A 20,494-nucleotide genomic window follows, 5' to 3' on the forward strand; every position below is an offset into this window, starting at 1 on the left:
GAGGTCTCTTGCAAAAAAAACTGTTGAAATATAGAATGAAAATGTTTATAATATATTCACGATTTATGTCATAAATTTCCTCATTATTTAAAGGAAAATAGACACAAAAAAAGCCCTGAGATTGCAAGTCAGTGCTTTTTTTTTGTCTTTTTTTATTTTAATAAAGCCGTTACGTCATACAACGTTCATTCATAATCTGGTAAACGTCGCGTTAAAAAAGATGATCGCATTCGGTTGATCCATCAGCGCCTTTACTGGTATGGTAGAAAAATTCGGTGTAATACCATAATCAATTACACTATTCATATCCATATTAAGGGTTGCGGTACCATCTGAATTAACACCGTTGATCTTGAAATCAAATTCCATGCTGTCACCGCCGCCGATATATTGCTCATAGCCCATGTGTCCGGTCGTCGGACTGGTTTTGGTAACTCTGAGAATCGTTTTACCCTTGCTGGACTGATAGACCCAATCACCATTCATTTTATTGAGCAGCTGTTCCACGGAAGAGGGTTGGACAAAAGCATTGCTGGTTGACCCAGGGGCCACACTGCCTTTGGGAACGATTTTGATCCGGATACCTTCCAGTCGATAAGCATAACCAGCGGTGCCAGCTGATTCACCATTTTTGGCCCAGCCCATCCAGCCGATATTTTGGGCATGGACCTGATAGTACAGATCAAATTGATCGGCATCAGCGCCAGTCAGTTTAATCTGGATCGCTTCCAGGCGATAGGAAAGGCCTTCGGTGCCGCTCATCAAATCATCTGTTTTCCAGCCTCTGGTAGTTTCGGCTTCCCATCCGATATTTTGGATATGGGTTTGGTAAGTGAGGCCCAGATCATAACCCTGGTTGTCCAGTTTGATCTTGATCCCCTCCAACCGGTAAGACTTTCCTTCGGTACCGCTCATGGTACCGTTGCTGACGTATTTCTGCCAGCCCTCGTTTTGGACATGGGTGCAATAAGACACCGATGGCACCACCTCTGCCATTGCGGTGATAGAAAACCCGCCGCCGCACATCAATGCAACCAACAGGAATACCATCAACTTTTGAATACTTTTTTTCACACGTTTTCCCTCCTTCTCTTCTGCCGCTATTTAAACGCGGGCTTATAAAGATATATTCACAATAATGTTTCTTTTAATCATAAAAAAGCCATTTAGACGTTAAAATCGATTTATTTTTAATTTGAAAAAATTTCATATGACATGGGGGCGTTTAACGGCAAAGGGTTTAATACCAACAGTTTTCTTAAATTCTTTGGTGGCATGAACATAGGCCGACCAAACAGTGAGGATTTAAGGAATGCAGCGGAATTTGCGTTGAACCTGGAATGAGTATCGATCATAAAGAAAATAGAATTAACAGAAGCACTCAGACCAGTGATTTCGGTAATCAGTAAGTGTGAAAAAGCACAGAGTAAATTTGCAGAAGGAACCGTTCATTATCGCCGTAATAAAAATTTAATCAAAGCGATGAATATTTCCAAAGTTTTGATTGAGGGTCAGCTTGATCTGATGGAATAAGTGTCACTTTGACATCGGGGCAATTCTGAAAAAGCAATTTTAAATTTTAGAATAACCGTCTATAATGTAGTTAAGAGCGATGAGATGGAGGGTATGAAATGGGCGCAACGGAAAGAGTTTTATACACACTGGAAGAAATAGCAAAAATGGAAATAAGAAACTTTGTCAATACTGGTTTAAAAGATGTGCAGAACAATGACCGCTACGATTTTGATGAAGTTTTTGATGAATTGAAAAACCGGTATCAACGTTCTGAACGATGAAGTTGTTTTAACGAGGACGTTATATAAAATAACCCTAGGTTTTTAAACCTGGGTTTCAGACTAAAGACAGAGGTTCGGAAAGTCCGGCCTTTTTTAATTTTTTGAGTTCAGTAAAAAAAGCCTTTTTCTCGGGTTCCGAAACGTCTCAACTGTTTTGGGGGAATCATATTTTTAGAGGGGGCTGGGGGAATGTGAAAAATGAAACGTCCCCGATGTCTCCCTGAATTAGGTTAGTTGGGTCACCTTCGGGTGGTTTTTTTTTATTTTTTGGAGTATACTGAAATAAAAAAGATTGAAAAAGGTTTGTATGATGAATAAGAAACGATTTTTTATTATAATTTCATTGATATTGTTTGGCTGTTTTAGTCCGTATTTAGTTCCTTGGATTATAAATGTTTTTTTATTCCTGTTTAGAAATACATCTGGTCAATTTGATTTATCAATATTTTGGAGTGCTTTTTCTGGAGTAGCAACTTTTTTTCTTGGAATAGTGGCTTTAGGGCAAACAAGCATTTTTAGAAAAAATGATTTGGTTCTGAGTCATAAAGTAATATTATATAAAATACCAGAAGTGCATGAAGAAAAATATAATAAAATCGAAAAAAGTTATTTGTATAGACTTGGATCAATACCAAAAAACATTTTTATAGTATTTGCAAATGAAGATTCAAAAGCAGCACTTTCTTTAAAGGTTAGATTCGTTACTGCAAATGGAATTATACCAAAACAATTCAGAATTAAAAGTATTACCATTCGCACTTTAAAAGAAAATAAAATGATATTAAGCGACGATCTAAAATATCAGAAAGATCCAGCTGATATTATTGATTTGAATGAAAAAGGGTTTAATTGCAACATTGATATTGCCGACGAAAAACTAAGAGAAATTAATTATGAAGATCTATATATATCTTTTCAAATTTCATTTTACAGCGACCTAAATAATGGATTTATTGAAACTGATTATGTGTATGGTTGCAATATTGATTTTATTATAAAGGAAGATGATGATCTAAATTTTAGCGGTCGGGCAAATTTTAAAGATTTGTATATACATGAAAATGGGTCAAGATTTATTAAAAAAATATTTTAATGGAGAATTGATATTGTTCAAAAAGAACCCAATCTAGTCGAATAAAAAGACCGATGATTAAGCCGGTCTTCCCTACTATATTTTTGATAACGCATGATATGGGAGACCAATTGTCTGACATATTCGTTAGTCAATTGGTGCCAGTGACCCCCCAAGTGAGACGGTTTTAGGCTGAAAGATCATGGTGGAGCTGGTGTTGTGAAATGATGAACATGACAAAGAAAACGTCCCCATATCTTGGAGAAATCATATATTTACAGGGGTTTATGGTAACGATAATGTGACAAATGAAACGACCCCGATGTCTCACAATATGTTATCTAAACAATTTGGAAAATGAACAAGGAAAGGTTAGTTAATGAAAGAAAAAATAGAAAAACTAAACAGAAGAAAAGCAACAAAAAAAAGAACGAAACAATTTAAGACAATGTTGAAAACAGCTACTTGCGAAAAAGATGTCGAAAATGCTTATAGAGCCATCCTTCATGATGTCTATGTTGACGATTTTACTAGTGTTTCTTCGCCGCATAATTGCGATGGTTACTTTAGTAATTCAATGTTTTTAAGACTTTTATTAGAAGCAAAACATGAAAAAGATTTTTATAAAAAAACTATCCAATGTGAGACGCTGCTTCAGGCATTGTACTATATTAAGCAATTCTCAGAATCAGGAGAGTCGTTACCTAATGTTATTTTTTGTGCAGACAAAAACGAAGCTTTTGTCGTTTCAGGGAGTGTTTTGTATGGGTATCTTAATGAAGATATAGATTGGTCGATTGCTCCATCAGCTTCAGCAAAGAATAACAGTCCAATTATCATGAAGATGGTTGAAGATATGAACATAAGTCCATTTGTGTTTGCGATTAATAACAATTTCGAATTTGAAGATGTATGTGAGTTAATTGATGCAATTGCAATTCGCGGGGCATTTGTTAAACTTGATGTTACGGAACATAATCTTCGAAGAATATATGATGATTTTTTACGAACCGTAATAATCAAAGAATCAGATTACACAACAAACCAACTTGTAACAATTTTCATTCAGTCTATGACAAACCCTGAAAATTGTTATCTTGTACCCACAAAGAAAAATATGTTACATCTCCCAAATGGTTCGGAAATTAAAGTGTACGGGCCGGCCTGTTATGCTTTTTTCAGTCAGTTCAATAGAAATTACAGTACAACGGACCTTTTGAGTTTCAGTAGTATAGCAGATCGACTTTTAGTAGAAACAGACAGACGATTTCAAGGAAGTTTTTGGACACCCTCAATTTGGGCGGATCGAGCAAATGAAATGATGGAAGAATCATTAGGTGAAGACTATCGTAATAAATATATTGTTTGGGATCCTTGTTGTGGAAGTTTAAATCTAACAAGGGATTACGATTATAGAGAATTATACGCATCAACATTGTTTGAAGAAGAACTGGAATTAGGAGAACAATACAATTCAAAGTCAACGAAATTCCAATATGATTTTCTTAATGATGACATAGAGATAAATCCAACAACACAAGTAGCGGATTTAAAAAAGATACCTGTAGATCTGTTTGATGCTTTAAAGGAAGATAAACCAATAATATTTTATGCTAATCCACCTTATGCAACGGCTAATAATTCAGGAGCTAAAGGAACTGCTAAGACTGGAGTCGCTAGTAAAACTAAAATTAATGATCTTATGAAAAAAGAAGATGCTGGTAAAGCCTCTCAGCAACTTTATGCGCAATTTATTTGGAGAATTTTAAAAATAAAGAAGGATTTCAACCTGACAAATGTTGTAATAGCTTTTTTCGTCAAGCCAAATTTTTTAGCAAGTAATGAATATTATAAGAAGTTTAGAGACCGATTTTTCTCTGAATTTGTGTTCTTGAAGGGGAATCTCTTTAATGCTTCAGAATTTGATAGTTGTTCAAATAAGTGGGGCATTACTTTTTCAATTTTTAAAAGTCAACAAAACGCTATTAATCCTGAATTATGGAAACTGGGCATAGAAGAAACTTATGAAAATGGGATACGAAAAATAGGTGAAAAATACTTTCGTGTTTTTTCAAAAGAAGAGGCGTGTTCTGCATGGATAAGGGAACCAGTACAAAATGTTCAAGATGAACCTTTGTTGTATCCACAATTTAGTTCTGCTTTTAATGTGAACGAAAAAAACACTTGTAGCGGCAATTTGAAAAAAGGTTCGATTGGTTATTTAGTAAATGTTGCTAATAATATTTATAAGAGTGAAAATGATGTATTCATATTATCTGGCGCAGCTTATATGGGACATGGAGTAGCAGTGTTAGACGAGAATTTTGAGCGTGTTTGTTCGAATTATGCGGCAAGAAAGTTGTCAATAAAAAACTGGATTACAGATAAAGATGAATTTCATATACCCAATACAAAGGATATTCGCTATGCAGAATGGACGACGGATAGTGTTGTCTACGCTGTATTCGGACCGGCATCATATCAAACATCACTAAGAAATGTTGAATATAAAGGTAACACTTTCAATGTGCAAAATCAATGGTTCTGGATGTCTAGAAGCGAAATACGGGAACTTGCCGATTCTCCTAAGCACATCAATAAAGAAGTCGGATTTGATGAGTACAATGATAGAACGGGAGAACGTTTTGTAAGTCGTTACCTTGCCACGAAAAAAGCTGAAGGCGCTGTTTCGAAAGAGGCTCAAGCGGTAATTGCGGTTGCTTCGAAAATTGTTAGAGTTACATTTGAGTTTAGAAATAACTATGATCAGGAAAACGAAGAAATCTGCATAAATACGTGGGATGCAGGTTGGGTGCAAATAAAAAAATTACTATCTTTTCAGCCGGATCTAAAAAAAGAATTTGACGTGGCAATGAAAGTACTCACGACAAAAATGGAACCATTGGTTTATGAATTACGCTTTTTAGAAAAGTAGTGCAAAATTGCCAAAAGTTAAGAAATGGCTAAAGGAACTGTGCCCGACACAAACTTATAAACTTATCAGAATAAGTCGGCCAAGAGCAGAATCCAGCTGTCCTTCATCCCGGAGGCCATCACTGCCGCTGGTTTAGACCTTTCATTTGGCCAATTCCTCAAAGGCAGCCTGATGTTTTTTAAGAATGCGTTTGGCAATGGCGTCAACTGCTTCGTCATCGATCACTTCTTCTTCCTGAAACTGGCTGAACTCAATCAGGTCATAGTGGGGGGACTGTTTTTAAAAATAATGGCCGCTATTTTCATCCTTATGCCAGCCAACCGATGAAGCGACCATCGCCGGTAATTATGGCGAATTATGTGGCTATCATTTATTTTCAGTTATGAAACCAATCGAAAGAGCAAAAATGAACAAGAATTTGGCCTTGTCAAAGGTGCTTTTGAGAAATGCATCTTTGACAAGCAGATTACTAAAAAGAAAAATTCAGTCAATGCCATATAGGCTGTTGGCAAAGGAGATGGCGTCTATCTTAGAGTCCTAAATCCAGATGGTTCCCTTAAAGAAATTAAATTTTTTAAAAAGTGGTCTTCAAGGTAAACTATTGATGATATGGATGCGGTTCAAGTATTAATAAAATAGCTAGCTGTCAAAGTGAAAGGGTGTAAAAAATGTCAGAGCTTCAAAATCAGGCAATTATTAATGAGATCAGACAAATACTACAATCAGCTCGGGAAAATGTTGCAAGAGCTGTTAATAATGAGCTTTTATTCGCTTACTGGAACATCGGCAAAATCATTGTTGAGAATGAACAGGCTGGTTCGGAAAAGGCAGAGTATGGAAAGCAGTTATTGAAGTCATTATCAAAAGAACTGACCCGGGAGTTGGGCAAAGGGTTTTCGCGTTCGAATCTACAGAACATGCGATTATTATATTTAAGTTATCCAATTTGCCAGTCACTGTCTGGCAAATTGAGTTTTACCCATTACTGCGAATTATTTACGGTATCTGATAAAAACGCAAGATCTTTTTATGAACAAGAAGCATTGAATTCAAACTGGTCAGTGCGTGAAATGAAAAGACAGATTGATACGTCGCTTTTCGAGCGAATGCTTCTCTCGGAAGGAAAAACGAATAAAGAGAAGGTATTGATGTTAGCTAAAGAAGGTATCGTTTATCGGAAACCGAATGATATTTTAAAAGATCCCTATGTTTTTGAATTTCTTGGAATACCGGAAAACAAGCCTATGCTAGAAAAAGACCTGGAAAAAGCGCTAATTATTAAGATTGAAAATTTTTTACTTGAACTTGGGAGAGGATTTATGTTTGTTGGTTCTCAGCAGAGAATTACGCTTGGGAACACACATTATTATGTGGATATGGTTTTTTACAATAAAATACTGAAGGCTTATGTTTTGATTGATCTAAAAATGGGAAGTCTCAAACCTGAAAATATTGGGCAAATGAATATGTATGTTAATTATTATGCTAGTGAAGTAAATGACGAGGACGATGAAAAACCAATGGGTATCATTCTGTGTGCGGATACATCTGAGATCGTTGCAGAATATGCATTGGGTGGACTTGAAAATCAGATTTTTGCTTCCAAATACGTCTACTATATTCCAAATAAACAAGAACTAATTGAACAGGTCCAATCAGTTCTTAATGAAATTGGCGAAAAAAACAAGAAAATTTTGGACTGACAAGAAGACAAGGGTGGTTTTAATCCCATTCGATTTCCGCCAAATAAAAAGGGCCAGCATAAACGCCGGCCCTGGTCCCCGACAGGACGTAAAACGTCTCGGGCAACTCTGTTAATGTCATTATACCATTAAAATTAGAACAATCAAGATTTGGGTCTGAAATAATTCAGTTTTTGTGTTGACCTCTACTTACTTGCTTCCTCAATCGCCACCGCAACCGAAACGGTTGCGCCAACCATCGGGTTATTACCCATTCCAATCAGTCCCATCATTTCAACATGGGCAGGAACAGATGAAGAACCGGCGAATTGAGCGTCGGAGTGCATTCGGCCCATGGTGTCGGTCATCCCGTAGGAAGCAGGGCCTGAGCCCATATTGTCAGGATGGAGGGTTCGGCCGGTACCGCCGCCGGAGGCAACGGAGAAATATTTTTTGCCTTGTTCCAGGGCTTCCTTTTTATAGGTACCGGCAACAGGGTGTTGGAAACGGGTTGGGTTGGTGGAGTTTCCGGTGATGGAAACATGAACCCCTTCGTGATGCATGATGGCAACGCCTTCTTGAACATCATTCGATCCGTAACAGTTAACCGCAGCGCGTTCGCCATCGGAATAAGGTGTTCGTGATACAATGTTAAGTTCGCCGGTGGCAAAATCATAATCGGTTTTAACATAGGTAAAGCCATTGACCCGGGAAATAATCAGCGCCGCGTCTTTGCCTAAACCGTTTAAGATAACCCGTAACGGTTTGACCCGAACCTTGTTGGCTGAGCGGGCGATGCCGATGGCACCTTCAGCAGCAGCAAAGGATTCGTGGCCGGCCAGGAAGGCAAAACATTCGGTGTCTTCTCTTAAGAGCATCGCGCCTAAATTACCGTGACCTAAACCAACCTTACGTTGTTCAGCAACCGAACCGGGAATACAGAAAGCCTGTAAGCCTTCGCCGATCACTTCGGATGCGTCGGCAGCATTGGTAATGCCGCGTTTAATCGCCAGGGCAGCACCTAAGGTGTAAGCCCAGCAGGCGTTTTCAAAACAGATGGGCTGAATGCTTTTAACAATGCCAGCTACATCAATGCCTTTTTCATCACAGATAGCTTTTGCTTCTTCTAAAGAGGCAATGCCGTTGGCAGCTAAAACTTCTTCAATTTTAGCAATTCTTCTTTCATAACTTTCAAATAATGCCATGTGATTTCCTCCTATTCTTTTCTTGGATCGATGTATTTGACAGCATCGTCGAATTGTCCGTATTTACCAGAAGCTTTTTCCAAAGCAGCTGCTGGCTCAACGCCGTTATTGATACTTTCCATCATTTTTCCAAGATGAACGAAGGAGTAACCAACAATCTCGTCGTTTTTGTTTAACGCCAATTTCTGGATATAACCTTCGGCAATTTCAAGGTAACGCGGTCCTTTGGCAAGGGTACCATAGGTAGTCCCAACCTGGCTTCGTAAACCTTTGCCCAAATCTTCAAGTCCGGCACCAATTGGCAATCCGCCTTCGGAGAAAGCCGTTTGGGTACGGCCATATACGATTTGTAAAAACAATTCCCGCATCGCGGTATTAATTGCATCACAAACTAAATCTGTGTTAAGCGCTTCTAAAATAGTTTTTCCTGGCATAATTTCAGAGGCCATCGAAGCTGAATGAGTCATTCCCGAACAACCGATGGTTTCAATCAGACATTCCTCGATGATGCCATCCTTTACATTAAGGGTTAATTTACAGGCGCCTTGTTGCGGGGCACACCAGCCAATACCATGAGTTAAACCGGAGATGTCGGTAACATCTTTTGCCTGAACCCATTTTCCCTCCTCTGGGATTGGGGCACAACCGTGGTTTGCATTATTACCAACGGTACACATTCTTTTAATTTCGTGAGAATATTCCATTCATTAATCTCCCTTCAAAAAATTACTCCTTTAATTATAAACTTTAAAATTCAAAAAAAACAGGTAATATTTTGTTATTTTGGAAAAACGGGGAAAAATACCCGAATTGGACAAAAAGTTTAATTGATGAAATGGGGAAATCGATGTAGAATAGGGCAAGAACCTAAAATAGGTGAATTTTATCTTTGGTTCGGGAACTTATCTTAAAAATTAATTAAACATATTGATACATATTTGGTCGATTGATCTGCGGATTGATTGAGAAGGGATGTAAACGAATGGAATTGAAAAACAAACTTAGCCTGGGAGCAAAACGAGTGGAGTACTTAATGGAAGAGTATTTCAATCGCGAAAAAGCGCTGGGCTTTTGTAAGGCATGTCCAAATTTTTCCAAATACTGGTCCTGCCCTCCTTACGCATTTGATGAAGCAATCTTTTTAAAACAGTTTAAATATATGCATATTATCGGCAGACAGATGGAGGTCCCCCGGGAAGATCTCAGGAATGTTCGTGATCCCGAGGCGGTTAAAAACTATTGTACCGATAAACTCCAGGCGATCAAGGTGATGACCTGGAAAACGCTGCTGGAAATTGAAGACGAGGTCGATGGGGCCATCGGCCTGATTCCCGGCAATTGCCCGATCTGTGAAACCCAGGGGATGGAATGTGCCCGAAAAATCAATCAGCCCTGTCGTAACCCCAAGCTGATGCGTTTTTCATTGGAGTCGTTGGGCTTTAATGTGGCGGATCTGTTAAAATACGAAGTCGGGATGACGATTAAATGGGGCGACACCTACCGTCTGCCGGAGGTGCTGACGTCGGTGTCGGCGATCCTCTGCAATGAAGAAATTCCTAAAGATATCCTGAAGAAATATTTCCCGGATAAAAAGAAAAGCTGGGAAAAGAAAGATCAGCGAAATCCCGAGACAGAATTTCATACCTCAGAAACCATCAAGCCGGAAGAAACCATCCACGGCGGCAGTGCGGCGGTTCAGGCCAAGGCCAAAATCATTGATGATGAGATTCCGCCTTATCGGCCCCAGAAAAGCTGGGTTGGCTACAAGGCTGAAAAGAACCCCGAAGATGATGCCATGAAAAAGGGTTACACTGTCACGATTCAAGGTGAAGAAGAGCTGATTGCAGAAAAAACAGCGAAAGAAATGGAAGCTGAAAAAATCTATGACGAAGAGTGTGCCCCGGATGTCAAAGCCGAAGAAGCGGCCGTGGAAGCGGTTGTCGAAGTAGCGCCCCCTGAGCCGGAAGTGGTTGAAGAAGAGGATGATACCAAGTATCAATGGCTGGGCTTTAAAGCGTCCCTTGATGACGACGAAATCGTCAAACGCCCGATCCCCAAAATGACCGAACTGATTCTGGATGGTGAAGAAGTGCCAGCCGGTGAAGATACTCAGGAACCGGCCGCAGCGGCTGAAGTTGCTCCGGAAGTTGTTCCCGAAGAAGATTGCACCCCATATTATGATAAAACCGATGCGGAAATGGCAGCGGATGACGCAGCGATGGAAGAACCGGCGGTCAGTGTGGCAGCAGTTGAAGAAGCGGTTGCGGAAGTTGTTGAAATGCCAGTCGAAGAACCAGTTGAGGAAGAAGACGACTCCAAATATCAGTGGCTGGGCTTTAAGGCCCCGCTGGATGACGATGAACCAATCGTTAAAAAATCCAGCCTGGCCAGCCTGAAAATTCCCGAATAAAATAAAATTGATGATCTAGATTGTGTTTGGGATGGGTGTATCGTCCCGGGCACAATCTAATTTGCGCTATGGCAGTCATCACTATTTTTGATAAATAGACAATGAAGCTCATAAACATCGAACAATTATTGCTTTGCGTTTAGTTTCCACAACCAGAAGAAATCGCTAAGCGAATTTCTTCTGGTTCGCGGGCAGTCGCCAATTACAAGCAAGCTTGTGAATGGCTCGTTGCCTTCACGAAAACAATTGTGTAACGTGTAGGCGAACAGTTCCTGGAACTGTCCGCCGCACAGTGTAACAATTGTTTTGTGCGAAACTGATCGTAAAGCTCAAGGCAGTAATTTTAAATTACCTAAATAAAACAATTTGAAGGAGAGAAATCATGTATTATTCAGCAGATATTGGCGTTATTGGCGGTTCAGGTCTCTATGAATTAAGTGCAGACGTGAAGAAAATTGAAGTGGATACCCCTTACGGCAAGCCCTCGGATGATATCAGCCTGGTCAAGGTGGGCGAAAAAACCGTGGCATTTTTGCCGCGACACGGCAAAGAACATACATTGAACCCTTCCGAAATTAATTATCGGGCTAACATCTATGCTTTAAAAAGCCTGGGGGTCAAAGCGATTATTTCACCCTGTTGTGTCGGCAGTTTGAAGTTTGACATGAAACCCGGTGATTTTGTGGTTACTGATCAGTTTATTAATATGACCTCTGGCCGTAAAGACACATTTTTTGAAAAGCCCAAGGTCAATCATATCAGCTCGGCCCATCCCTATGACCATAAGCTACGTGTCATGGCCATGGAAGCGGCGAAAGAGTGTGGCATTACCGCCCATTTCGGCGGTACCGTGATCGTTATCAACGGTCCCCGTTTTTCGACCGTCGCCGAAAGCCGGATGTTTGCGATGATGGGTGCCGATGTCGTTAATATGACCCAGTATCCCGAAGGGTATCTGTGTTTGGAACAGGAAATCCCGGTGGTGAACATTGCCCTGATCACTGATTATGATGCCGGTCTGGAAGGCCATCCCGATATTAAACCGGTCACCAATGAGGACGTTATCCGGGTTTTAAACGAAAATACTGAAAAAGTAAAAGCGCTGATCTTTAAGCTCATCGATAAATTAGAGGTGTAGGCTTGAAACCCGTTTATTTAGAAGCTGGGGAGCTGAAGCTGATTGATCAGACTAAGCTGCCCACCGAGTTTATTGTCCATTCGTATACGGATTATCGCAAAATTGCCCAAGCCATTGTCGATATGATCGTTCGCGGAGCACCGGCCATCGGGGTAACCGCTGGCTACGGTGTTTATTTTGGTGCCTTGGAATATCAAAATGAGCCAAAAGACGTTTTTTATGATAAAATGAAAGAAGTTTGCGAATTACTGGCGTCTACCCGTCCCACCGCCGTGAATTTATTCTGGGCGATTAAGCGGATGGAAGACGTGATGGCGGCTAATGTTGATAAAGAACCGGCTCAGTTGGTTGCGATCCTGAAGGATGAAGCTCGGGCCATCTGTGCCGAAGACATTCAGATGTGTCGGGATATGGGCAAGCATGGTGCCGAACTGATCCATCAGAATGATACCATTTTGACCCACTGCAACGCTGGCGCCCTGGCGACCGCCGATTATGGTACCGCTCTGGGCGTGATCCGGGCGGCCCACGAAGCGGGCAAAAATATTTCCGTTTATGCTGATGAAACCCGGCCTTTTTTACAGGGCGCCCGACTGACAGCCTATGAGCTGCACGCCGACGGTATTCCGGTGACGTTGATCACCGATAACATGGCCGGCTGGATGATGAAACTGGGCAAAATTGACGGTGTTATTGTCGGTGCGGATCGGATTGCTGCTAATGGCGATGTGGCCAATAAAATCGGGACCTATTCGGTATCGGTATTGGCCAAAGCCCATGGCATTCCGATGTATGTGGCAGCGCCGACCTCAACCATTGATTTCGCCATGAAATCTGGGGATGAGATCGTCATCGAACAACGGGACTGCCGGGAGATCAGCCATATCTGTGGAATTCAGGTGGCACCGGACGGGGTCGCCATGGAAAATCCGGCCTTTGATGTCACGCCGCACCAGAATGTCACCGCCATCATCACCGAAAAGGGTGTGGTCTATCCCCCCTATGACATTAATATTCCCAAGCTGAAAGAATAAGAATAAAGCTAAAGGATGAATCATGAAAGTAAATATATTATTTCCCGTTCTTGATGAAGAGCGGCGCCTGGAAAAGGGGATTTTGAAAACCCTGGTTTTCCTCAAAAAAAACAAGCTGTTTGATTATCAACTGACCATCATCGATAACGGTTCCACTGATGCCACTGAGGCCATCAGCCGTCGTTTGTGCCAAAAGCATCCCGAGGTTCATTATCTGAAAACCCCACAGCGGGGAGTGGGAGTCGCCCTGCGAACCGGCGCAGCGGACAATCGCTGTGAAGTGATTGGCTATATGGATATTGACCTGTCCACCAATATTGAACATCTCAGACAGGTTAAGGATATTTTTGAAAACCAGCCGGAGATAAAAATTATCAAGGGCTCCCGGCTAATGAAAAATTCCACCGTGATGGGACGGAAGCCGACCCGGGAATTTACCTCCCGGGGACTCAATGGCCTCTTGCATGTGGTGTTTAAAAATCAGTTTACCGATGCCCTCTGCGGCTTTGATTTTTATCGTAAAGAGACCTTTGACGACTTGATTGCTGCTTCCAGCCAGGACAATGGCTGGTTTTATTGCGTTGAGCTGCTGCTGCGCGCCGAGCGCCTAGGCCTTGAAGTGCATGATATTCCGGTGATCTGGGAAGATGATTATGATACTAAGGTAAAGGTTGTTAAAACTGTGGTATCCTATCTCAAGCAGATTAAATTTTTAAAGTCAGAATTTATCAGAGAAGATCGTCAAAAGACTAAATCCTGACAGCAGAGGAGACAAGATGAAGGTACCAGCAAATAATTTACTACGACATTTTGAAGAACATCAGCAAGAATATGAAAATAAAGCATTGGAAATTTTAAGAAGCGGCAACTACATTCTCGGGAATGAAGTGGACCGCTTTGAAAAAGATTTTGCCAACTATATTGGCACCAATTACTGCGTTGGCCTGGGGAACTGTTTAGATGCCCTATGGCTTTCTTTTCGTGTTTTGGGCATTGGCACCGGCGACGAGGTCATTGTTCAGGCCAACACCTATATTGCCAGCGTGATGGGCATCACGATCAATGGGGCCACCCCGATTTTTGTCGAGCCGGACGCTTTCCATAGTATTGATGCCGATAAAATAGAAGCGAAGATCACCGAAAAGACCCAAGCCATTCTGGTGGTCCATCTTTACGGCACCAGTTGCGAAATGGATAAGATTGTCGCGATTGCCCAAAAATACAATCTCCGGCTGGTGGAAGATTGCGCTCAAAGCCATGGTGCCACTTATCAGGGTCAGATGACCGGTTCGTTTGGCGATATCGGCTGTTTCAGCTTTTATCCGTCAAAAAATCTCGGCGCATTTGGTGACGGCGGTGCCATTACCACCAACAGTGCCGAACTGGATCAGGCCTTTCGGATGTATCGTTTTTACGGCAGTGAAAAGCGCTATTATAATAAGGTCGTCGGCACCAATTCCCGGCTGGATGAGCTCCAGGCCGGGCTGCTAAACGTCAAGCTGAACTATCTGGATCAGCTTAATGCTGACCGTAACCGCGTTTGCACAGCCTATCTAAACAAGATCAACAACCCGGTGATCCAGTTGCCTAAACTGCGGGACCAGGCCACCACGGTCTGGCATCAGTTTGTCGTGACCACCCCCTATCGGGATGAACTAAAGGATTATCTGGAAGCCGCGGGCATCGGCAGCATCATCCATTATCCGATTCCACCCCATTTGTCGGAAGCCTATGCCGATCTGAACATTGGCCGCGGCAGTCTGCCAATTACCGAAAAGCTGGCCGACGAGGTTCTTTCGCTGCCGTTATATTATGGGATGAACGATGCCGAAATTGACACCGTTGTGGCTGCCATCAATGCTTTTGTGCCCAGGTTGCTGGAGTCATAAGATGATCCAAAATAAAAACAATTCAAACAAAAATAAATCAAACAAAAACATTTGGGATAAAATAATCATCGGCGCCGGTCTTTACGGTCTATATGCCGCGAAGACCTGTGGCGAGCGGGGTGAGCGGGTGCTGGTTCTGGAATGGGAAGACGCGCCCTTTAAACGCGCCACCTATATCAACCAGGCCCGGGTTCATATGGGTTACCACTACCCCCGGTCCTATGCGACGGCGATCAAATCGGCCCATTATTTTAATCGTTTCATTAAGGATTATGATTTCTGCATCCACAGTGAATTTGATCAGGTTTACGCCACCAGCGACAGTTTCAGCTGGACCAACCGGGAACAGTTTACCCAATTTTGTCAGGCGGCGGAGATTCCCTGTGAAGAATTATTTCCTGAGAAATATTTTAAAAAGGGGCTTTGTGATGGTGCCTACCTGACCAAGGAATATACCTATGACGCCGGGATTCTGGGTCAGTATTTTGTCGATGCGCTGGCAAAAATGAAGAATGTCGAAATTAAATACGGGGTCCGGCTGCAACGGATTGAAAAGGACAGTGATGTTTATGCCCTGACACTGGCAGGCGGCGCGGTCGCAGAAACCGCTTTTCTTTTGAACGCCACCTACGGGTCAACCAATCAGATCCTCGATCTGGCTGGTTTTGAGCCGTTTAAAATTAAGTATGAGCTCTGTGAAATCATTCTCTGTCAGCCGGAAAAGAAGCTGCCCGAGGTGGGCATCACGGTGATGGACGGGCCTTTTTTTTCGGTGATGCCCTTTGGTAAAAGCGGCTATCATTCCCTGACCTCGGTGACTTTTACGCCCCATGTATCGTCCTTTGACAGTTTGCCTAAATTTAACTGTCAGGAAAAGAGTCGCGGTTATTGCAGTCCCAAACAACTGGGAAACTGCAATGATTGCATTGCCAAACCACAATCCGCCTGGCCCTATATGTCCAATATGGCTGAGAAATATCTAAAGGAAGATTACGGCTTTAGCTATGCCGGCTCGCTCTATTCGATGAAGCCGATCCTAAAGGCTTCCGAGGTGGACGACTCGCGGCCCACGGTGGTCCGCAAGGTCGGTGAAAAACCGACCTTTGTCTCGGTATTGTCGGGGAAAATAAATACGGTTTATGATTTGGATGAGGTATTGAAAACATGACAAAACAGCAAGAAAATAAAGGGGTCGGGCCGGATAAAGAAAAGAACTTTGTCTCGGCGGTGATCTACATTTATAATGATGAAGAGCGGATTCGGGATTTTCTGGGAAAAATTAACGGGGTGTTAAACGCCAATTTTGAGAACTATCAGATTATCTGCGTCAATGACGCCTCGGATGATAACAGTCTGGCAGTGATCCGGGAGATCGGCAAAAGTATCGCCGGAACGGTCATCAACGTCGTCAATATGAGCTTTTACCAGGGCGTCGAACTGGCTATGAATGCCGGCATTGATCTGTCTATCGGCGATTTTGTTTTTGAATTTGACAATATGGTCATGGATTATGAGGCTGAGCTGATGATGGAAGTCTATCATCACAGTCTGACCGGGTTTGATATCGTCAATGCCGCCCCGAAAAAATGCGGGCGCAAGACCTCCCGGCTTTTTTACACGGTCTTCAACCGTTATTCCCACAGCCCCCATCCACTGCGGACCGAAAACTTCCGGGTGCTGTCACGACGGGCGATTAATCGGGTTCATTCGATGAGCAAGACGATCCCTTACCGCAAGGCGGTTTATGCCAACTGCGGCCTGAAGATCGACACCATCGAGTACGACAATGATCTGTCCTGCACCAAGGCCTACGACAAGGAAACCCGGCATCAGCGTAAAGAAATGGCCGCTGATTCACTGATCCTGTTCACTAATGTGGCCTATAAGATGACCCTGTTGGCGGCGGTCTTTATGATGGTGGCCACCTTTGGCATCGGCATCTATACCCTGGTCAGCTATGTTACCGAAGAAGTGGTGTCCGGCTATACCTCGATGATGCTGGTCATCGTCTTTGGCTTCTTCGGCGTCTTTGTGATTCTGGCCGTCATCATCAAATACTTATCAATGCTGATGGAACTGGTTTTCAGCAAACAGAAATACACCATCGAGTCGGTGGAAACGATCAGCGAGTAAGATCAAAAAGCTATTTGTTGTCTCAAGATAACCCAGTACCGACAATTGTTACATCATGTTGTACGCATCGGAGCGGACATGGCATCGCCTGTCCGATTCCGCGGCGAACAACAGATTAACAATTGGTCGGTACGGTAGTTGATCGATAACCCTAAAGGTTGAGAAGAACGTTGGTTATTGAATTTCGACTTCGGCATTGGGATCAAAGGGGTTGGTCCGAATCGAAAAGGAGTACAGGAAGGGATAGGACTTCCGCAGATGGTTCATATACAGCAGCCATTCCACCAGCAGCAGTTTATAGGCCCGTTCAATATCGGTCATCAGGTGGCGGTAGTCATTCTCGTTGAGTTCCAGCAGATTCTTGCGGCTGGACAATTCCTGCTCAGCATGGGAAAGTGACATAATCAGGTCGGTGAAGGTTTCATGCTCAACCAGAAACGGATTTTCCAGCAGTTTTAGGAAAAGATCCCGGTGAGATGTGAGGAAGTCGCGGAGACTGATCAGACAGGGCCCGCTAAAATTTAGATGATGGTTGATCGCTTTCAGATTTTTTAGGGCGTTTTTATAATCTCTGGTATCCCATTGGGGTTTAATTAACAGGAATTCCTGAAAATCAGATAAATTGTCATCTTCCCGGGAAAAGAACTGCATCAGTTCGACGCCGGCTTCGGAAAAGTAAACACTGAGGACCATATTGATTTTCTTCAAACGTTCCTTTTTATCTTTATCTTCGATGACTTTGTGGAAAATTACCGAAACCAGCAGCACTTCAATTGGTAAAAAAGCAATGTCGCCAAGGAGATAGAGAAAGATATGATGGGAATCTTTAAAGATTAAAAAATGTGCATAATAAAGAATGGCGGATAAGGTGATAAAGCCGATGCCGATCAGGATGCCCTTGGAATATTTTTTCATAGATTATCTCCAATTTTGTATGTTTGATTTTGATTGTATTATAACGCAGTTTAAAAAAGTTGACCAGCGTTTCAATTGTGGTCGTGGGGTAAATATAAGCAATAAAATTTTGTTTGGTAAAATTTATTTTAGAATGAGAGATCGTTATGAACTATAGTATGTTTTCCTGGTTTGGTTATTTTATGAATTTTGAGGATCGGATTAAAGTCATTGCCGATGCCGGTTTTGAAGAAGCGATGATTTCCTGGGAGGATGAGTTTGAACCCTGGGCCTTAAAGAAAGAGGAATTCCCGGAGCTGGTCAGAAAAAACGGGTTGGAGATCACCAATATTCATGCCCCCTTTATCGGTTATAGTGATATCTGGACAGCCTCGCGGATGGAGATTCAGCCCAAGCTGCAGATGTTCAAAGATTATTTAAAAGACTGCCAGGCTTTTGAGATTCCGGCGATGGTGATGCATACCAATGATCTTGATGAATTTCAGCCGGATCTTGATAAGGGGCGCGCTTTTTTCTCGGAGCTGGCGGATGCCGCTGAAAAATACGATGTTGATCTGGCGGTGGAAAACGTCTCCCGGCAGCATCTGCTTAGTTATCTGTTGGAGCAGATTGATGCCCCCCGGTTTGGGATGTGTTATGACAGCTCCCACGATTTTCTGGAAGAGCAGAACTGCGGCCGGATTTTAAAAACACACAAGCACCGGATCAAGGCCCTGCACCTTTCTGACAATGACTTTCAGGCCGACCGTCATTGGATCCCCGGCGAAGGTGAGATCCCACTGGATGAAGTGATGGCCGAAATTCTGACAGTCCCAACCATTACAACCATTTCTTATGAGGTGCTGGCTAACGAAGCCTGGCAGGAAAAAGAGCCTGGGGATTTTGCCCGGGCAGTGCTTCACAGTCTGGCAGTAAACGATGGAAAACCACGGCAAAAATAATCAATTGAAAAGTTGCCGATTCTATGATACACTGCCACTAATATAATAGAAAATTGATGAGGAAAGGGGTGGAAGACCCCTACAGCCCCCGCTACTGTAATTGCCAACGCGGTTCTTGTACCACTGTCTCAGGACGGGAAGGGAGAACCAAGGATACGCATAAGTCAGGACACTCATAATCATTGAAATTCTTCGGTGGGAAGAACAGGATTAAACCTTTTGTTTAGTATCCAGCCTCCACAGGAAGCTGGATTTATTTTTGCAAAAAATGCAAAAAAATAAAGAAAAAGAAGGAAGAAAATGAAAAAGAAAAGCATGACAAATCTGTTTGCTGTTTTAGTTGTTTTAACCCTGATGGTATCCTTTACGGGATGTCAGCAAAGCAAAACGACAGGGGCTGGAGCAGGCGTCGAAACAAAAAGCGGCTCAACCACTTACCCGGTAACGGTAACCGATAATGCCGGCAATTCCGTGACCATTGATAAGGAACCCCAAAAGATTGTCTCGCTATCGCCGGCGACAACCGAAATCCTCTTTGCCCTAGATCAGGGCGACAAGGTGGTGGGACGGACCAAATACTGTGATTATCCCGAAGCCGCTTTGGCGGTAACGGATATTGGCAGCTTTAACGCACCGACCCTGGAAAAAATCATTGAGCTGGCTCCGGATATTGTGGTGGCCTCAGACTTTGTTTCCGATGATATCAAACAACAGTTGGAAGCCACCGGCGCTAAGGTCATCACCTTTAATGCGGCCGATATCGACGGGGTGCTGGCCAATATTGTCCAGGCTGGCGAAGTGACCAATGCCAATGATGAAGCGACCGAAATCGTCGAAAAAATGGCCGCCGACCGAGCAGCCTTAATCGAAAAGGCTAAAACCGCTAAAACCCCAAAATCAGTCTTCTTTGATATCGGAAAATTCTACACCGCCGGCCCCGGTTCCACCCTGGACTCGATGCTGACTGATTTGAACGCGGTGAATATTGCGGCTGACGGAGCGGAACAGTGGCCGCAGCTTAGCACCGAAGAAATCATTGCCGACAACCCGGATGTTTATATTTCGCTATACACAAAACCAGAGGATGTTAAGGCCACTCCTGGTTTTGACAAGATCAATGCGATTATCAATGATCAACTGGTCTACTTTGAATATCTGACCCCGGAAAGCGATATGATTCAGCGCCCCGGTCCCCGGATTATTGACGGAATGGCCCTGATTGCGGAAAGCATTTATCCGGAAATATTTACTAAATAAACCTGTCTTATGGGGCGAAGGCTGTTCGCCCCCTGGTTTTCTTAATGAGAGGCCCAGGGGGTGAACAGACAAAACGATCAATGGGAG

General features: G+C 42.7%; 18 protein-coding genes and 1 riboswitch. Of the genes, 14 read left to right on the top strand and 4 right to left on the bottom strand.

Annotation, left to right across the window (positions count from 1 at the left end; translation table 11 throughout):
* Positions 1 to 189: 189 nt before the first annotated feature.
* On the bottom strand, positions 190 to 1,074 hold the full coding sequence (locus A3KS_RS22760; protein WP_051355886.1) for an Ig domain-containing protein: 885 nt from the start codon (positions 1,072 to 1,074) through the stop codon (positions 190 to 192).
* 557 nt (positions 1,075 to 1,631) lie between these two features.
* Between A3KS_RS22760 and A3KS_RS23540 the strand changes: the two genes are divergently transcribed.
* The 5 genes from A3KS_RS23540 to A3KS_RS0113555 all read left to right on the top strand — a co-directional run bounded on the left by A3KS_RS23540 (position 1,632) and on the right by A3KS_RS0113555 (position 7,506).
* Positions 1,632 to 1,796 carry a hypothetical protein gene (locus tag A3KS_RS23540; RefSeq protein ID WP_156913281.1) on the top strand — a complete coding sequence of 55 codons (165 nt, stop codon included), beginning with the start codon at positions 1,632 to 1,634 and terminating at the stop codon, positions 1,794 to 1,796.
* A 310-nt stretch (positions 1,797 to 2,106) separates the two neighbouring features.
* Positions 2,107 to 2,889 carry a hypothetical protein gene (locus A3KS_RS0113535; RefSeq protein WP_156913283.1) on the top strand — a complete coding sequence of 261 codons (783 nt, stop codon included), beginning with the start codon at positions 2,107 to 2,109 and terminating at the stop codon, positions 2,887 to 2,889.
* A 358-nt stretch (positions 2,890 to 3,247) separates the two neighbouring features.
* Positions 3,248 to 5,803: a hypothetical protein gene (locus tag A3KS_RS0113540; protein WP_051355887.1), complete on the top strand. Its 2,556-nt coding sequence runs from the start codon at positions 3,248 to 3,250 to the stop codon at positions 5,801 to 5,803.
* 171 nt (positions 5,804 to 5,974) lie between these two features.
* A complete protein-coding gene (locus tag A3KS_RS23545) occupies positions 5,975 to 6,130 on the top strand; it encodes a hypothetical protein (RefSeq protein ID WP_156913285.1) in 156 nt (51 codons plus the stop codon).
* A gap of 341 nt (positions 6,131 to 6,471) precedes the next feature.
* Complete coding sequence (locus tag A3KS_RS0113555; RefSeq protein ID WP_026395360.1) at positions 6,472 to 7,506, top strand: PDDEXK nuclease domain-containing protein; 1,035 nt, start codon at positions 6,472 to 6,474, stop codon at positions 7,504 to 7,506.
* A 185-nt stretch (positions 7,507 to 7,691) separates the two neighbouring features.
* Here A3KS_RS0113555 and A3KS_RS0113560 read toward each other — a convergent pair whose 3' ends face one another.
* Both A3KS_RS0113560 and A3KS_RS0113565 read right to left on the bottom strand, forming a co-directional pair.
* On the bottom strand, positions 7,692 to 8,690 hold the full coding sequence (locus tag A3KS_RS0113560; protein WP_026395361.1) for a GGGtGRT protein: 999 nt from the start codon (positions 8,688 to 8,690) through the stop codon (positions 7,692 to 7,694).
* A gap of 11 nt (positions 8,691 to 8,701) precedes the next feature.
* Complete coding sequence (locus A3KS_RS0113565; RefSeq protein ID WP_026395362.1) at positions 8,702 to 9,394, bottom strand: iron-sulfur cluster assembly scaffold protein; 693 nt, start codon at positions 9,392 to 9,394, stop codon at positions 8,702 to 8,704.
* 278 nt (positions 9,395 to 9,672) lie between these two features.
* On the opposite strand from A3KS_RS0113565, the gene A3KS_RS0113570 reads away from it, so the two are divergent.
* The 7 genes from A3KS_RS0113570 to A3KS_RS0113600 all read left to right on the top strand — a co-directional run bounded on the left by A3KS_RS0113570 (position 9,673) and on the right by A3KS_RS0113600 (position 17,294).
* Entirely contained in the window at positions 9,673 to 11,100 is a 1,428-nt protein-coding gene (locus A3KS_RS0113570) for a DUF2284 domain-containing protein (protein ID WP_084505008.1), read from the top strand.
* A 382-nt stretch (positions 11,101 to 11,482) separates the two neighbouring features.
* Positions 11,483 to 12,238, top strand: coding sequence for an S-methyl-5'-thioadenosine phosphorylase (gene mtnP, locus A3KS_RS0113575; protein WP_026395364.1), 756 nt, complete (start codon positions 11,483 to 11,485; stop codon positions 12,236 to 12,238).
* A 2-nt stretch (positions 12,239 to 12,240) separates the two neighbouring features.
* Entirely contained in the window at positions 12,241 to 13,272 is a 1,032-nt protein-coding gene (gene mtnA, locus A3KS_RS0113580; protein WP_026395365.1) for an S-methyl-5-thioribose-1-phosphate isomerase, read from the top strand.
* A gap of 22 nt (positions 13,273 to 13,294) precedes the next feature.
* Positions 13,295 to 14,032 (top strand): glycosyltransferase, encoded by a 738-nt coding sequence (locus A3KS_RS21365; protein ID WP_051355888.1) that lies wholly within the window; start codon positions 13,295 to 13,297, stop codon positions 14,030 to 14,032.
* Between the two features lie 16 nt (positions 14,033 to 14,048).
* The gene (locus A3KS_RS0113590) at positions 14,049 to 15,161 is read left to right on the top strand and encodes a DegT/DnrJ/EryC1/StrS family aminotransferase (protein ID WP_026395366.1); all 1,113 of its coding nucleotides are present in this window, start codon (positions 14,049 to 14,051) and stop codon (positions 15,159 to 15,161) included.
* 1 nt (position 15,162) lies between these two features.
* On the top strand, positions 15,163 to 16,329 hold the full coding sequence (locus A3KS_RS0113595; RefSeq protein WP_051355889.1) for an FAD-dependent oxidoreductase: 1,167 nt from the start codon (positions 15,163 to 15,165) through the stop codon (positions 16,327 to 16,329).
* A complete protein-coding gene (locus tag A3KS_RS0113600; protein WP_051355890.1) occupies positions 16,326 to 17,294 on the top strand; it encodes a glycosyltransferase in 969 nt (322 codons plus the stop codon). The genes A3KS_RS0113595 and A3KS_RS0113600 overlap by 4 nt, the downstream gene beginning before the upstream one ends.
* Positions 17,295 to 17,468: 174 nt before the next feature.
* Here A3KS_RS0113600 and A3KS_RS0113605 read toward each other — a convergent pair whose 3' ends face one another.
* Positions 17,469 to 18,209: a hypothetical protein gene (locus A3KS_RS0113605; RefSeq protein WP_026395369.1), complete on the bottom strand. Its 741-nt coding sequence runs from the start codon at positions 18,207 to 18,209 to the stop codon at positions 17,469 to 17,471.
* Between the two features lie 146 nt (positions 18,210 to 18,355).
* Between A3KS_RS0113605 and A3KS_RS0113615 the strand changes: the two genes are divergently transcribed.
* Positions 18,356 to 19,150: a sugar phosphate isomerase/epimerase family protein gene (locus A3KS_RS0113615; RefSeq protein WP_026395370.1), complete on the top strand. Its 795-nt coding sequence runs from the start codon at positions 18,356 to 18,358 to the stop codon at positions 19,148 to 19,150.
* Positions 19,151 to 19,160: 10 nt separating this feature from the next.
* A riboswitch (cobalamin riboswitch) is annotated at positions 19,161 to 19,345 on the top strand.
* 105 nt (positions 19,346 to 19,450) lie between these two features.
* On the top strand, positions 19,451 to 20,407 hold the full coding sequence (locus A3KS_RS0113620; protein ID WP_242834769.1) for an ABC transporter substrate-binding protein: 957 nt from the start codon (positions 19,451 to 19,453) through the stop codon (positions 20,405 to 20,407).
* Positions 20,408 to 20,494: the final 87 nt, after the last annotated feature.

The organism is Acetobacterium malicum subsp. dehalogenans DSM 11527 (assembly GCF_000472665.1).
Taxonomy (GTDB): domain Bacteria; phylum Bacillota; class Clostridia; order Eubacteriales; family Eubacteriaceae; genus Acetobacterium; species Acetobacterium malicum.

Coding starts and splice junctions, on each gene's coding strand:
- A3KS_RS0113560 (WP_026395361.1), bottom strand. CDS start 8,690: ATGGCATTATTTGAAAGTTATGAAAGAAGAATTGCTAAAATTGAAGAA.
- A3KS_RS0113605 (WP_026395369.1), bottom strand. CDS start 18,209: ATGAAAAAATATTCCAAGGGCATCCTGATCGGCATCGGCTTTATCACC.
- mtnP (WP_026395364.1), top strand. CDS start 11,483: ATGTATTATTCAGCAGATATTGGCGTTATTGGCGGTTCAGGTCTCTAT.
- A3KS_RS0113555 (WP_026395360.1), top strand. CDS start 6,472: ATGTCAGAGCTTCAAAATCAGGCAATTATTAATGAGATCAGACAAATA.
- A3KS_RS0113600 (WP_051355890.1), top strand. CDS start 16,326: ATGACAAAACAGCAAGAAAATAAAGGGGTCGGGCCGGATAAAGAAAAG.
- A3KS_RS0113570 (WP_084505008.1), top strand. CDS start 9,673: ATGGAATTGAAAAACAAACTTAGCCTGGGAGCAAAACGAGTGGAGTAC.
- A3KS_RS0113535 (WP_156913283.1), top strand. CDS start 2,107: ATGAATAAGAAACGATTTTTTATTATAATTTCATTGATATTGTTTGGC.
- A3KS_RS0113615 (WP_026395370.1), top strand. CDS start 18,356: ATGAACTATAGTATGTTTTCCTGGTTTGGTTATTTTATGAATTTTGAG.
- A3KS_RS23545 (WP_156913285.1), top strand. CDS start 5,975: ATGTTTTTTAAGAATGCGTTTGGCAATGGCGTCAACTGCTTCGTCATC.
- A3KS_RS21365 (WP_051355888.1), top strand. CDS start 13,295: ATGAAAGTAAATATATTATTTCCCGTTCTTGATGAAGAGCGGCGCCTG.
- A3KS_RS0113540 (WP_051355887.1), top strand. CDS start 3,248: ATGAAAGAAAAAATAGAAAAACTAAACAGAAGAAAAGCAACAAAAAAA.
- A3KS_RS0113620 (WP_242834769.1), top strand. CDS start 19,451: ATGAAAAAGAAAAGCATGACAAATCTGTTTGCTGTTTTAGTTGTTTTA.
- A3KS_RS0113595 (WP_051355889.1), top strand. CDS start 15,163: ATGATCCAAAATAAAAACAATTCAAACAAAAATAAATCAAACAAAAAC.
- A3KS_RS0113565 (WP_026395362.1), bottom strand. CDS start 9,394: ATGGAATATTCTCACGAAATTAAAAGAATGTGTACCGTTGGTAATAAT.
- A3KS_RS23540 (WP_156913281.1), top strand. CDS start 1,632: ATGGGCGCAACGGAAAGAGTTTTATACACACTGGAAGAAATAGCAAAA.
- A3KS_RS0113590 (WP_026395366.1), top strand. CDS start 14,049: ATGAAGGTACCAGCAAATAATTTACTACGACATTTTGAAGAACATCAG.